We start from the raw sequence: 12,421 nt of genomic DNA, 5'->3' as shown, positions 1-12,421 counted from the left end.
GACCCAACTGCTCCCAGAATTCGTCCGTGTGTCGGTGAGTTGGGTAGTCGGCCGGCAGTTTTTATTGATCGATTCGGTAACGCTTTTGGATCATTGTCTTTCCCTGCGCTGTTAGCCCAGCTCAATAGACCATGAGCCCCGCTTTTGCTGGTTACCGTAGCGCTGGAACCACCTACCATCGTAGAAGCCACTTCCTTCCTGCTGCAGTGTCGCGGTATAGAGATAGTCCTCCTCCTCAATCTCTTGCCGTATTTCGAACTGCCCCTCAGCAACTTGTCGAGCGTGATAGGTCACACGGCTACCAAACTCGTCGACATACTCGATGATCATTGCTTCCTCGCGTACCACCACCTGACAGGGATTAAGCTTTTCACGATCAACCCCATCGGTAGTGTGGTACATGCGTGAATCTGAAAAAATCATAACGAATTCCTATTTTATGGTTTGCCAGCACCGACCACTTTATCCTCAATCCATAGACAGGACACCGTCGGTGAACCCACCAAGAGGTTCGATCAGATGAGCTACTGCCTCCCGGTCACTGCTAAAGCTAGCCCTCCATCACATCTTCAAAACTTGGAAAAGCACCTCGCCAATGAGGGCATCTGGACAGCCTTCAACTGGGGGAGGCATGGGTCGCATTAAGTAAAACGCGGCACCGCCGATATACGCTTCAGCGTAGTTCGTGAGGAGTGAAAAGGGAATGAGGCGGCCCACTAGGCTCGCCGCGCTTTGTACACGAAGCATGGACCTTAGCTCCACTCGCAGGACGATACTGCAGATTCAGTGACCACCCTCATGTTGGCGCATGGAAGGTAGTCGCTCTTTTCACATGAGAGAGTAACGAAGCATGAAAACTCTGAATAAAATTTTGATCTTAGCGTTCCTTACCCAAGTCACAGCATGCGTAAGCAAGCCTTCAAGTGCATACGACAGTGGATGGACTGAAAATACCAACGAGGACGCATATAGCAGTTGCGGGCGCTATCGATGGGATAACAAGTTCAAGGAACCTGCGGTATTACAAAATCTTGTTGCTTCAGGCGCCCTCACCAGCTCACAAGCACAGCGAGCGGAGAAGCAGGACGTACGCATCGGCGATCCAGAATGCTTAGCCTATGCTGCCTATGGTTTGAATCGAGCCCAAATTGGGTTTCAGAGGAATGAAAAAGGTCAGGTCACTGAAAAAACTGCCACCTACCTTTGCTTCAACAGTGCGCCGACCTGCTCAGGTATCCGTGTTCATTTCGCCGATGGAAAAGTCTCCCGTATCAGCATGGTGAATGAGTAGTTCATTCTGTCGTTCATGAACAGCGGGGCATCGAAGCATTGATAGGCTTCGTGCATATGAGTAAGAGCCGAACAATTTGTAGTCACTGCACAGGCCTGGCCCAAACCAGATTCACCCGCAGAAATGTACCCTTCTTCGACGGCGGCGTCTGTGAGGCTTTTCAGATCAGCGCACGAGGGGAACAATTCACGTCGAGATACACCTTGCGACGGCCTGCTGATTCAAGCGCTCGGTCAACGGTGTAAGATGCCCGAAAACGACCACCATCGAGGCTGCCATGTCCGGCATATCCCTGAATCTGCCCGAAGACCTATCAAACTCCCTCGCCGATCTGGCCAAGACCAACGGCCAAAGTGCGAGCTACCTAGCGATGGACGTTCTTCGCGACTACATCGAACACGAAAAAGCTCTGACTACACAGATCGAACTTGCAGTAAAGGAAGCTGACCAAGGCAAATTTGCTACCGATGAGCAAGTCGCAGCAATGCGCGCTCGGCGCTGGAGTCAGAATGCAGGTTGAGTGGCTGGAAAAAGCACTCAAAAACCTGGAGGACGAAGCCAACTATATTGCACTTGAAAACCCCAAGGCTGCTGACGACTTCTCCGAAGCGATCTTTGCCAGCGTAGACAAATTGGCTCAGTTTCCCGCAATGGGTCGAGAAGGACGAGTCAAACAGACGCGGGAATGGGCAGTCCCAAACTGGTCTTACCTGATTCCGTATCGCGTACACGGTGATCGCCTCCAAATCCTCGGCGTATTTCACACTCGACAACGCCCCCGCACCAACTGGTGAATCCGGCGCAATATTGCTCTCCCAACACCTCCTGCCCTTCCCTGATAAACTGTGCCATCCGCCTCGCTGATTCAGATTCCCAATGCCCCTACAAACTGCACCACTCTCCCGCCGCTTCTCCGTCGCCCCGATGATGGATTGGACCGACGCCCACTGCCGTTTCTTCCTACGCATCCTCTCCAAACACGCCCTGCTCTACACCGAAATGGTCACCACCGGCGCCTTGCTCAACGGCGACCACGAACGCTTCCTGCGCCATCACCCATCCGAACACCCCCTGGCCCTGCAACTGGGCGGCAGCGTGCCGGCCGACCTGGCTGCCTGCGCCCGTATGGCCCAGGAGCACGGTTACGACGAGGTGAACCTTAACGTCGGCTGCCCCAGCGATCGGGTGCAGAACAATATGATCGGCGCGTGCCTGATGGGGCATCCGGATTTGGTGGCTGACTGTGTGAAAGCCATGCGCGATGCGGTGTCGACTCCGGTGACCGTCAAGCATCGCATCGGGATCAATGGGCGGGACAGTTACGAGCAGTTGTGTGAGTTTGTCGGGACGGTGCGCGAGGCCGGGTGCACGAGTTTCACCGTGCATGCGCGGATTGCGATTCTGGAGGGGCTGTCGCCGAAGGAGAATCGCGACATCCCGCCGCTGCGTTATGACGTGGCCGCGCGGTTGAAGGCGGATTTTCCGGAGTTGGAGATTGTGCTCAATGGTGGGATCAAGACGCTGGAGGCCTGCCACGAGCATTTGCAGACGTTTGACGGTGTGATGCTGGGGCGCGAGGCGTATCACAACCCGTACCTACTGGCAGAGGTGGATCAACAGCTGTTCGGCAGCACCGCGCCGATCATCAGCCGGGCCGAGGCGCTGGCGCAGTTGCGGCCTTATATCGCCGATCATTTGGCCGCCGGTGGCGCAATGCATCACATCACCCGTCATGTGCTCGGGCTGGGTACCGGTTTTCCAGGGGCGCGGCGGTTTCGGCAGTTGTTGTCGGTGGATATCCACAAGACCAAGGATCCGCTGGCGTTGCTCGATCAGGCGGGGCAACTGCTGGAAGGGCGTTAACCGTCACTTGCTTTGAACCTGCGCGCTGTTTTGGCATCGTATCTACCGATACCGCCCCGGCCTTTCAAACAGCCGTTTTCAGGTTGTTGCCGCTGGGGCCCGTCGATACCCCTTCACGCCCTTGAGTGGCTGCCAGCCCTCGGGTAATGTCAACGGACCCATAGGACAGAGCACGCTCATGACTTCCAAGCTGGAACAACTCAAACAGTTCACCACCGTCGTGGCCGACACCGGCGACTTCGAGGCCATCGCCCGCGTCAAGCCCGTGGACGCCACCACCAACCCTTCCCTGCTGCTCAAGGCGTCGGCCATTCAAGGTTATGCCGAGCAACTGAACGCCTGCGTGGCGGACTGCAAGGGCGATGTGGGCCTGGCCAGCGACCGTTTTGCCGTGGCGGTTGGGCAAGAAATCCTGAAAGTGATCCCGGGGCGTATTTCCACTGAAGTGGACGCGCGCCTGTCGTTCGACACCGAGGCCATGTTGAAGCGTGCGCATCGCCTGATCGATCTGTACGAAAAGGCCGGCATTGGCCGCGAGCGCGTGCTGATCAAGATCGCTTCCACCTGGGAAGGTATTCGCGCCGCCGAGCAGCTGGAGCGTGAAGGCATCCAGTGCAACCTGACCCTGCTGTTCTCCTTCGCCCAGGCCGCCGCCTGCGCCGATGCCGGGGTGTTCCTGATTTCGCCGTTCGTGGGCCGTATCTACGACTGGTACAAGAAAGCCAATGGCAACGACTACACCGGCGCTGATGATCCAGGCGTGCAGTCGGTGACGCGCATCTACAACTACTACAAGGCCAATGACTACAAGACCGTGGTCATGGGCGCGAGCTTCCGCAACCTCAACCAGATCGAGCAACTGGCCGGCTGCGACCGCCTGACCGTCAGCCCGGACCTGCTGGAAAAACTCGCCGCCGACGAAGGCAAGCTGGAGCGCAAGCTGGCGCCAGGGCAAGCCGGGGAAGCGCGCTTGATCCTCAATGAAGCGCAGTTCCGCTGGTTGTCCAACGAGGACGCCATGGCGACCGAGAAACTGGCAGAAGGTATTCGTCAGTTTGCCCGGGACCAGGAGAAGCTGGAGGCGTTGCTGCAAGCCAAGCTTTGAGCTGATTCACAAAGGCATGCAAAAAGGGCGAACCTTGGTGGGTTCGCCCTTTTTTATGTGGCTTGGCCTGAGGGGAATGGCGGATCGATAAACGTTATCGCGAGCAAGCCAGGTGACTGCATTCCAATGAGGGAGCGAGCTTGCTCCGGGCGGCGTTCCGACGATGAGGCCGGTCAGCCTAAGCAAAACCCAGGGGTCAAGGCCCTTCCAGCGCATTCACCAGGTCATGGAAGGCTTCACGATTGGAATCGTTGAGCCCCATCAGGATCTTGTGGGCTTCGAGCACCTTGATCCGCACTTCTTCTTCGGACTGGTCCTGGTCAGGCAGGTCGTCCAGGCATTCCGGGCACGGCACAGGGTCGCCCACGATGTTGAACACCTGGTCGAAGCCCATCGATTGCAGTAGACGGGTAATGTCGTTGTGGGTGGTGACGACAGTCGGCAGCAGGCCGACCTTCTGCCGCGACAGGATCGACAGTTTGGCCAGCAGGCCCAATGTGGTGCTGTCGATGCTGCGGGTTTCGGTCAGGTCGATCACGATGGCGTTGAAATTCAACGAAGTGAAGATCCGCTCAATAGTCGCATCCAGCGCCGAACACAGGGTCAGGCGCACTTCACCGACAAACTTCAGGACAAAGGTGCCGTCCTGCTCGGCGAACTGGATTCTACCGGTACTCATCAAAGGTTCCTGCTCAACACTAACAGGGCGATATCATCCGGCATCTCCCCGAGCGTGGCTAATCCAAACACTTGACGCAAGCCTTCCAGGCTGCCGCCCGCTGCACTCACCCGTTCAGGCAAGGCCGCTTCTTTCTCTTTGAGTGTAGGTTCTGTCAAAAGGTCCAAAATGCCATCAGACATCAGCGTCAGGCTGAATGTCGGCGGCAATTCCAGTACGTGGTCTTCGTAGGTGGCCTCGTTGAACAGGCCTACCGGCAAACCACGCCCTTCCAGGTAACGCACACTGTCTGGTGTATACAACACAGGCAAAGGCAGGTGGCCGCCGATGCTATAGGTCAACAAACCAGTCTCCTCGTCGATGACTCCACCGACCATTGTGACGTGTTTGCCCAGCTTACAACTGATCAGGCCTCGGTTGATATGCCCAAGGACCTCAGAAGGCTTGAATTCTGGCAGAGTGCCATTACGCTTGGACTCGAACAACAGGCGCGTGGTCATGAACTTCAACAGCACCGTGACGAATGCCGAAGAAGCACCATGGCCGGAAACGTCCGCCAGATAGAACGCTACACGCCGCTCGTCGACCCGAAAATAGTCCACGAAATCGCCCGACAGGTACAACGACGGGATGATCTGGTGGGCAAAACGGAAATCGTCGACGGTCCAGGGGCTGACCGGCAGCATGTTCATCTGCACCTGGCGCCCAGCGTTCTGGTCTTCCTGCAACAGGTTCAGGCTGGCTTCCAGCTCACGGTTGGCGGTTTCCAGCTTCTCGCGGTAGCGCTGGTTTTCCACCAACAGGCGCGAGCGGTCCAAGGCCCGGCGCACCGAGTGCTCGAGCACCGCAAGGTCTTCAAGGGGCTTGATCAGGTAATCCGCCGCGCCCAGGCGCAACGCCTCGACCGCGTCGTTCATCACGCCTGCGCCCGAAACCACGATCACCGGGGTCTGCGAGGAAATCTCGGTGACCTGGCGAATGAGTTCGAGTCCGCCCATCTGCGGCATGCGCAGGTCGCAGATGACCAGGTCGGGCTTGTCTTGCTCGAATACCTGAAGACCCTGTTGGCCATTGCTGGCCTGCAGGACGCTGAAACCACTGTCTTCCAAGTAGGCTGCGAGACTGGCTCGCACCACTTCGTCATCATCGATTATCAGCAGCGTGGCACTGGTTTTTGGCATGTGGGCAAACGGCGCCAGAATTAGGTTGGCGTAGCGGGCTGGGCCGTCTGGCCTTGCACGCACTACTGGATTCGCTTTCTAGCCTCTCTGTCGTACCGGTTTCAGGCCATTGCCCTACACACAACTACACCAGAGGTGCCCTTCTAAGGCGCAGACGGTACTCCCATCCGCGGGGCGTTTCAAGCTCAGGCAGATAGCCGCTTGCCGTCTTTATTTGTCAAAGTACAGAGAGTTATAAGAACCGAGCGAAGCGTAACTCAATGGAAGGATCAAACCCGCTCAAACACGACGCCAAAGCACAGAGGCGGCCTTTTTGGCCGCCTTCGTGGTTTTACAGGTCGGAATTAAAAATCGTCTTCGACCTGGCCATCCTTGACCTTGAATTCGCGGTTTTGCAAGTAGGCGTTGCGGATGAAGACATACTTGTCGCCGCTCACCATCTTCTCGGCCGACAACAGGCTGGCGCGGGTGTCGACGACGTTCAGGCCTCGAATAGAGTTACGCACCGAGACGTTATCGATATAACGATACGGGGCGGTGTAGTCATCGACCAGCTTGGCCGGCGCGTCACGCAGGGTACTTGGCCCCAGCAGCGGCAGCATGACATATGGCCCGCTACCCAGGCCCCAGTAGCCCAGGGTCTGGCCAAAATCTTCATCGCTGCGCTGCAGGCCCATCTGGGTGCCCACATCAAAGAAGCCCAGCAGGCCGAAGGTGGTGTTGAAGATCAACCGGGCGGTGTCGACCCCGGCAGCGGCCGGCTTGGCCTGCAGCACGTTGTTGGCCAGGTTGCCCACGTCACCGATGTTGCGGAACATGTTGTGGATGCCGTCTTCGAGGAACTGCGGCGTCACATATTGATAACCCTGAGCCAGTGGCTTGAGCGCGTAGGTATCAATGGTGTCGTTGAAGGTAAAGATCGGACGGTTGATGCTTTCCCAAGGATCTTCTTCCGTGGCGGCCTGGGCAGCGAACGGAACCAGCACGACGCTGGCAGACAAACACAGCTGAGCTAGACGATGGCTCCAGCGCATAGGGGAAAACTCCTTGGATTAATCAGGCAAGGGCGCCGAGCCCAGGCGGTAAGGTGGCTAGTATAAGGCGGAAAAGTCCTACTGGCAGCATTCAAAAAAAGAAGCTGATTCTAGGACCCTTCTGTCATCTGCTGCCTTCATTTCGCTGTCACGGGACTGTCATGGAGGGCCGTTAGGCTGCTGGTTATTTCAAGGATGTTCCCATGGCCCGCGCCGAAGCCCTGCCCCTCCCCGTCCCCAGCCTGACCGCCGTACTGTTTGGCCTGAGTGGATGCCTGGTGGATTTCGGGGCGCGCATTCGCCAGCCTGGGGCAGCACCGGTCGAGCATGCACAGCCGACGCCTGGCGCACTTGAGAGTTTGCATCACCTGCAGGACCAGGGAATTCCTTGCGCCTGGCTCGATGAACTGCCACCGGCCACCAGTCATGCCCTGGCGGCTTCATTGCCGACGTGGATCAAACCGCCGCAACTTCCAGCAACAATTAATCCTTGGCCGGCGCCTCATGCCTGTTGGCAAGCCTTGATGGCGCTGAACGTCCAGCAACTGGACGGTTGCGTGTTGGTCAGTGGCGAACCCCGGTTGTTGCAGTCAGGGCTCAACGCCGGTTTATGGACCATCGGATTGGCGTCCTGCGGCTCGCTGTGCGGCCTGGCACCCATCGAATGGCAGGCACTGAGCCAACAGCAACGGGAAACCAAGCGCGCCAAGGCCACCGTGCAATTATTTGGCCTGGGCGTGCATTCGGTGATCGATCACTTGGGTGAACTCGACACGTGCCTGGCCGACATCAGCCTGCGCCGACTCAAAGGTGAGAAGCCATGACCGGGATCATGCAGGCAGCGCGACGGTAGATTACTCTTAGGCCATGGACTTTTGACCCAGCGTCGCGGTCCATGGCAGTGCCTATCAATAAAGGGAGTACGCCAATGCCTGCCCGCGAATTGCAAGAACAGCTCAACAAACTGCGCGAGCAATTGGAACAGAATCCACCACTTTCCGAAGTCGAGCGCGATGACCTGCACGCGCTGATGCAAAAGATCGAACTTGAGCTTGAGTTGGAAACCAAAGCGCCGGACAACAACCTCGCCGACAATGTAAACCTGGCTGTCGAGCGCTTCGAGGTGGAACACCCCACCCTTGCCGGGACCTTGCGCAACATTGTGCAAGCTTTGGGCAATATGGGGATCTAAACCCTTTAAATGCAAAAAGCCCTGCTATCAAGAGCGGGGCTTTTTAATGCAATCCATTGTGGGAGCGAGCAAGCTCCCACATTTATAGCTTCATTGGCGGACCAGGCGGTGGTTCGGCAGTTGAACGTCTTCAGTACTGCGATACGGGTTGATATCCAGCCCGCCCCGACGCACATACCGCGCGTACACCGTCAATTTCTCCGGCTTGAGCAAGCGCTGCAGGTCGAGAAAGATCCGTTCCACGCACTGCTCATGGAAATCCGAATGCTGGCGGAAGCTGACGATGTAGGCCAGCAGGCTGGCGGGATCCAGGGCCGCACCGCGATATTCCACCGCCACGCTGCCCCAGTCTGGCTGACTGGTCACCGGGCAGTTGGACTTGAGCAGATGGCTGTGCAGGCTTTGCTCGACGATGCGCGAGGCATCGCAACGCAGCAGTTCCGGGCGCGGGTGCGCGTAGGAGTCGACGCTGATGTCCAAATCGTCGATGCACGTACCGGGCAATGCCACGATACCTTCACGCTCCACATCCTTGAGGCTGCGGATCCGCACACCCACTGCTTTACCGGCAGCCGCCGACAGGTCCTGGCGCAGGGTCGCTTCCAGGCTCGCGGTATCGGCAAACGGGGTCTGGTTCAAGGAGTTGAGGTACAACTTGAAGGATTTGGACTCGATGATATTCGGCGAATCCGCCGGGATCGCGAATTCACCGATGGCCACCACCGGCTTGCCGGACGGCAGCAGCCACGACAGCTCGAAGCAGTTCCAGAAATCCACGCCCTTGTACGGCAAGGTCTCGGCCGTCAGGCCCAATTCCGCCCATTTCGCCGTGCGCGGGATCGGGAACAGCAGTGACGGCGTGTACGTGGCGATGTATTCGCTGGATTTGCCCAGCGGCGAATGTTCGGCTGCGGGATGCATGACGGAAACCTGACTGAAGAATCAGCCGATTCTATCAGCCTTTGCCGCAGCCTTTGAGTGCTTACTGACTGACTGTCAGGTCGCCCTTCATCCCCGCCTGGTAATGACCGGGGACATTGCAGGCAAATTCCAGCCGGGTAGCCTTATCGAAAGCCCAGGTCAGCTCGGCGGACTTACCCGGCTCAACCAGCACGCTGTTAGCGTCGTCGTGGCGCATCATGCCGTCTTTACCACCGTGCTCCATCGAGGCCGGATTCATCGAGGCATGGTCCATTCCCGGCTTCATCCCGGTCGGCGTCAACATGCCGCTCTGTTGCATCTTGAGCATTTCCTGCTGGTGCTGGGCATGCATCGCGGCGTTACCGAGGTTGAATTCGTGCAACAACTGGCCTTTATTGATGAGTACAAACCGCACCGTCTCGCCTGCCTTGATATCCAGCGTGCCAGGATTGAACGACATGTCGCCCATCACCACCTCGATGGTGCGACTGGCCTTGGCCGCCGGTGCGGGCTGGCCGAAATCAAAGTGCGCACCAGGAGACGCCCACAACGAGGTACTCAATACCCACGCAGAGGCGGCCAGGATCAGACGGTTTACCATCAACATATTCATACTCCGACAAGGTAAGGTTCAACTTGTCCAAGACTCTAGATCGGTGCGGCTGCCAATTGACTGACAGTTGCATTACAACTCTGTCAGGTTGTGCCACGGCGCTGGCCGCTGCGGTATAACGCCCACGTTAAAACCATGCCCTGAGCTGCCCATGAAACTGCTGATCGTCGAAGACCAAACCAAAACCGGCCAATACCTGCGCCAAGGCCTGGGCGAAGCCGGGTTCAACGCCGACCTGGTGGCCGATGGCATCACCGGCCAGCAACTGGCCTTGAGCGGTGAATACGCCCTGCTGATCCTCGACGTGATGTTGCCCGGCCGCGATGGCTGGCAGATCCTGCAAGCCGTCCGTGGCGCCGGGCTGGATACACCGGTGCTGTTTCTCACCGCGCGGGATGCGATACAGGATCGCGTACACGGCCTGGAGCTGGGCGCCGATGATTACCTGGTCAAGCCCTTTGCCTTTTCCGAGTTGCTGGCACGGGTGCGCAGCCTGTTGCGTCGAGGCAGTTCGACGCAACAGGAAACCAGCCTGCAACTGGCCGACTTGCGCCTGGACCTGATTCGCCGTCGCGTCGAACGCAGCGGCCGACGCATCGACCTCACCGCCAAGGAATTCGCCTTGCTGGAAATGCTTCTGCGCCGCCAGGGCGAAGTGCTGCCCAAATCGCTGATCGCGTCCCAAGTCTGGGACATGAATTTCGACAGCGACACCAACGTCATCGAAGTCGCGATACGACGCCTGCGAATCAAGATTGACGATGACTTCCCCAGCAAACTCATCCATACCGTGCGGGGCATGGGCTATGTGCTTGAAGAGCGCAGCCTGTGAGGGGTCGGTGGTCGCTGAGCAGTCGCCTGGCCCTGCTGTTCGCCGCCTGCACCGCGGTGGTGTCGTTGTTTGCCGGGGTGTTGTTCAGCCGCGGCAGCGAGGCGCATTTCATCGAGCTGGACCAGCAACTGCTCGAAGGCAAGCTGATCGGTCTGCGCCGGGCCCTGCAAGACCTTGACGCCGAGCAGACCCAGCGCCGCCTGGAAGATGAATTGAGCCGTCAGGCCGACCTGGCGCTGCGCATCAAGGGCAGCGACGGTGTGCGCTGGTACGACAGTTCGATCCGGATTCCGGCCCAGTTGCCGGAGCAACCCGGCCTGTCGACCCTCAGCGATGCCGACAACGATTACCGAGTGTTGAACGCGCCCTTGCACCCCAATCGAGCCGATTCGCCGCAACTGACCCTGTTGCTGGACATCACCCACCACCAGCACTTCCTGCAACGCATGCAGCGCCTGATCTGGCTGACCGTCGGGCTCTCGGCCCTGGCCACCGCCCTGCTCGGCGCCTGGGCCGCCCGGCGGGCCTTGCGCCCCTTGCGACGCATGGGCGCCATTGCCGGTAGTGTCTCGGCCCGCTCACTCAACGCCCGGCTGCCCGAAGAGCAAATGCCCGCCGAACTGGCGGAATTGGCCCACAGCATCAACGCCATGCTCGGACGCCTCGACGATGCGTTTCAGCGGCTCTCAGCGTTCTCTGCCGACATCGCCCATGAATTACGCACGCCGCTGTCGAACCTGCTGACCCACACCCAGGTCACCCTCACCCGCGAACGCCCCCTGGAGGATTACCGCGAGGCGTTGCACAGCAATCTCGAAGAACTGCAATGGATGGCGCAACTGGTCAACGACATGCTGTACCTGGCCAAGGCCGACCACGGCTTGCTGGCGCTCAATCGCGAACCGCTGCAATTGGCCGAGGAAGTGGACGTGCTGCTGGACTTCTTCGCGCCGCTGGCCGAAGACACCAACGTCCGCCTGAGCCGCGAGGGCGATGGCCGCATAGAGGGTGACCGCAACATGTTGCGCCGGGCGCTCTCCAACCTGCTGGACAACGCCCTGCGCTTCACCCCCGCTGACGGCGAAGTGCGGGTGCAGATTGTCGATGCGACTCAAGGGATGAGCGTCAGTGTGGAGAACAGTGGCGAAGGAATTGCAGCGGACTTGCTGCCGCGCCTGTTCGACCGCTTCTACCGCGCCGACCCGGCTCGCCAGGAGGGCAGCAGCGAACACGCGGGGCTCGGACTGGCCATCACCCGCTCAATTATCCGCGCCCATGGCGGGCAGATCCGCTGTGAATCGACCGATGGCTGGACGCGGTTCCTGATTGAGCTACCGAAGGCCAGCCAGCCCTGACACAAAACCCTGTGGCGAGGGAGCTTGCTCCCGCGGGAGTGCGAAGCGCTCCCAAAAATCTGAAAGCCCGCACATCATTTTGCATAAGCCGCCGCTTTGGGGCTGCTGCGCAGCCCAGCGGGAGCAAGCTCCCTCGCCACAAAAGCATCCCGGTCGACCAACCGATTTGCTCTTGAAACTGACACCGATCCGAGGCATTCCCTTAGCCCGCGCCATGCCCAATCCCCGTGGCGAGGGAGCTTGCTCCCGCTGGGGCGCGAAGCGGCCCTAAAACCCGGCGACGCGGTGGATCAGGTTGATTGAGTGAGCTTGAGAGGGGGCTGCTGCGCAGCCCAGCGGGAGCAAGCTCCCTCGC

15 protein-coding genes are annotated in these 12,421 nt (G+C 58.8%); 9 read left to right on the top strand and 6 right to left on the bottom strand.

The window, feature by feature from the left end:
• Nucleotides 1–111: 111 nt before the first annotated feature.
• A complete protein-coding gene (locus BLO97_RS00075; protein ID WP_092145360.1) occupies nucleotides 112–423 on the bottom strand; it encodes a hypothetical protein in 312 nt (103 codons plus the stop codon).
• Between the two features lie 427 nt (nucleotides 424–850).
• Between BLO97_RS00075 and BLO97_RS30455 the strand changes: the two genes are divergently transcribed.
• From BLO97_RS30455 to tal, 5 genes are all read left to right on the top strand, one after another.
• The gene (locus BLO97_RS30455) at nucleotides 851–1,291 is read left to right on the top strand and encodes a hypothetical protein (protein WP_139197630.1); all 441 of its coding nucleotides are present in this window, start codon (nucleotides 851–853) and stop codon (nucleotides 1,289–1,291) included.
• A 277-nt stretch (nucleotides 1,292–1,568) separates the two neighbouring features.
• The gene (locus BLO97_RS00065) at nucleotides 1,569–1,811 is read left to right on the top strand and encodes a CopG family ribbon-helix-helix protein (protein ID WP_092145358.1); all 243 of its coding nucleotides are present in this window, start codon (nucleotides 1,569–1,571) and stop codon (nucleotides 1,809–1,811) included.
• On the top strand, nucleotides 1,801–2,085 hold the full coding sequence (locus BLO97_RS00060) for a type II toxin-antitoxin system RelE/ParE family toxin (protein ID WP_092145355.1): 285 nt from the start codon (nucleotides 1,801–1,803) through the stop codon (nucleotides 2,083–2,085). Before BLO97_RS00065 ends, BLO97_RS00060 begins: the two co-directional genes overlap by 11 nt.
• A gap of 82 nt (nucleotides 2,086–2,167) precedes the next feature.
• Nucleotides 2,168–3,154 (top strand): tRNA dihydrouridine(20/20a) synthase DusA, encoded by a 987-nt coding sequence (gene dusA, locus BLO97_RS00055; protein WP_092344349.1) that lies wholly within the window; start codon nucleotides 2,168–2,170, stop codon nucleotides 3,152–3,154.
• A gap of 178 nt (nucleotides 3,155–3,332) precedes the next feature.
• Nucleotides 3,333–4,259 (top strand): transaldolase, encoded by a 927-nt coding sequence (gene tal, locus BLO97_RS00050; RefSeq protein WP_003199698.1) that lies wholly within the window; start codon nucleotides 3,333–3,335, stop codon nucleotides 4,257–4,259.
• A 196-nt stretch (nucleotides 4,260–4,455) separates the two neighbouring features.
• Here tal and rssC read toward each other — a convergent pair whose 3' ends face one another.
• The 3 genes from rssC to BLO97_RS00035 form a co-directional block, all read right to left on the bottom strand.
• On the bottom strand, nucleotides 4,456–4,938 hold the full coding sequence (gene rssC / locus BLO97_RS00045; RefSeq protein WP_028237685.1) for an anti-sigma factor antagonist RssC: 483 nt from the start codon (nucleotides 4,936–4,938) through the stop codon (nucleotides 4,456–4,458).
• Entirely contained in the window at nucleotides 4,938–6,119 is a 1,182-nt protein-coding gene (gene rssB, locus BLO97_RS00040) for a two-component system response regulator RssB (RefSeq protein WP_053120765.1), read from the bottom strand. The genes rssC and rssB overlap by 1 nt, the downstream gene beginning before the upstream one ends.
• 344 nt (nucleotides 6,120–6,463) lie before the next feature.
• Nucleotides 6,464–7,153, bottom strand: a complete 690-nt coding sequence (locus BLO97_RS00035) for an MlaA family lipoprotein (protein ID WP_092344347.1) — start codon at nucleotides 7,151–7,153, stop codon at nucleotides 6,464–6,466.
• 203 nt (nucleotides 7,154–7,356) lie between these two features.
• Between BLO97_RS00035 and BLO97_RS00030 the strand changes: the two genes are divergently transcribed.
• The gene (locus tag BLO97_RS00030) at nucleotides 7,357–7,977 is read left to right on the top strand and encodes an HAD superfamily inactivated hydrolase PcrP (RefSeq protein ID WP_063322164.1); all 621 of its coding nucleotides are present in this window, start codon (nucleotides 7,357–7,359) and stop codon (nucleotides 7,975–7,977) included.
• Between the two features lie 104 nt (nucleotides 7,978–8,081).
• Nucleotides 8,082–8,345, top strand: coding sequence for a DUF4404 family protein (locus tag BLO97_RS00025; RefSeq protein ID WP_018609983.1), 264 nt, complete (start codon nucleotides 8,082–8,084; stop codon nucleotides 8,343–8,345).
• 90 nt (nucleotides 8,346–8,435) lie between these two features.
• Here BLO97_RS00025 and queF read toward each other — a convergent pair whose 3' ends face one another.
• Together queF and BLO97_RS00015 are read right to left on the bottom strand one after the other, a co-directional pair.
• Nucleotides 8,436–9,266 carry an NADPH-dependent 7-cyano-7-deazaguanine reductase QueF gene (queF, locus tag BLO97_RS00020; protein WP_013692631.1) on the bottom strand — a complete coding sequence of 277 codons (831 nt, stop codon included), beginning with the start codon at nucleotides 9,264–9,266 and terminating at the stop codon, nucleotides 8,436–8,438.
• Nucleotides 9,267–9,327: 61 nt separating this feature from the next.
• Nucleotides 9,328–9,873, bottom strand: a complete 546-nt coding sequence (locus BLO97_RS00015) for a copper-resistant cuproprotein CopI (protein WP_092344345.1) — start codon at nucleotides 9,871–9,873, stop codon at nucleotides 9,328–9,330.
• Between the two features lie 157 nt (nucleotides 9,874–10,030).
• Between BLO97_RS00015 and BLO97_RS00010 the strand changes: the two genes are divergently transcribed.
• The gene (locus BLO97_RS00010; RefSeq protein ID WP_063322168.1) at nucleotides 10,031–10,711 is read left to right on the top strand and encodes a heavy metal response regulator transcription factor; all 681 of its coding nucleotides are present in this window, start codon (nucleotides 10,031–10,033) and stop codon (nucleotides 10,709–10,711) included.
• Entirely contained in the window at nucleotides 10,708–12,066 is a 1,359-nt protein-coding gene (locus BLO97_RS00005; protein WP_092145346.1) for a heavy metal sensor histidine kinase, read from the top strand. Before BLO97_RS00010 ends, BLO97_RS00005 begins: the two co-directional genes overlap by 4 nt.
• Nucleotides 12,067–12,421 lie beyond the last annotated feature (355 nt).

The sequence above is a fragment of the Pseudomonas sp. NFACC05-1 genome (assembly GCF_900100135.1).
Taxonomy (GTDB): domain Bacteria; phylum Pseudomonadota; class Gammaproteobacteria; order Pseudomonadales; family Pseudomonadaceae; genus Aquipseudomonas; species Aquipseudomonas fluorescens_Q.
Note: the sequence above shows the minus strand (reverse complement) of the source record. Positions and strands in the feature narration are given on the sequence as shown.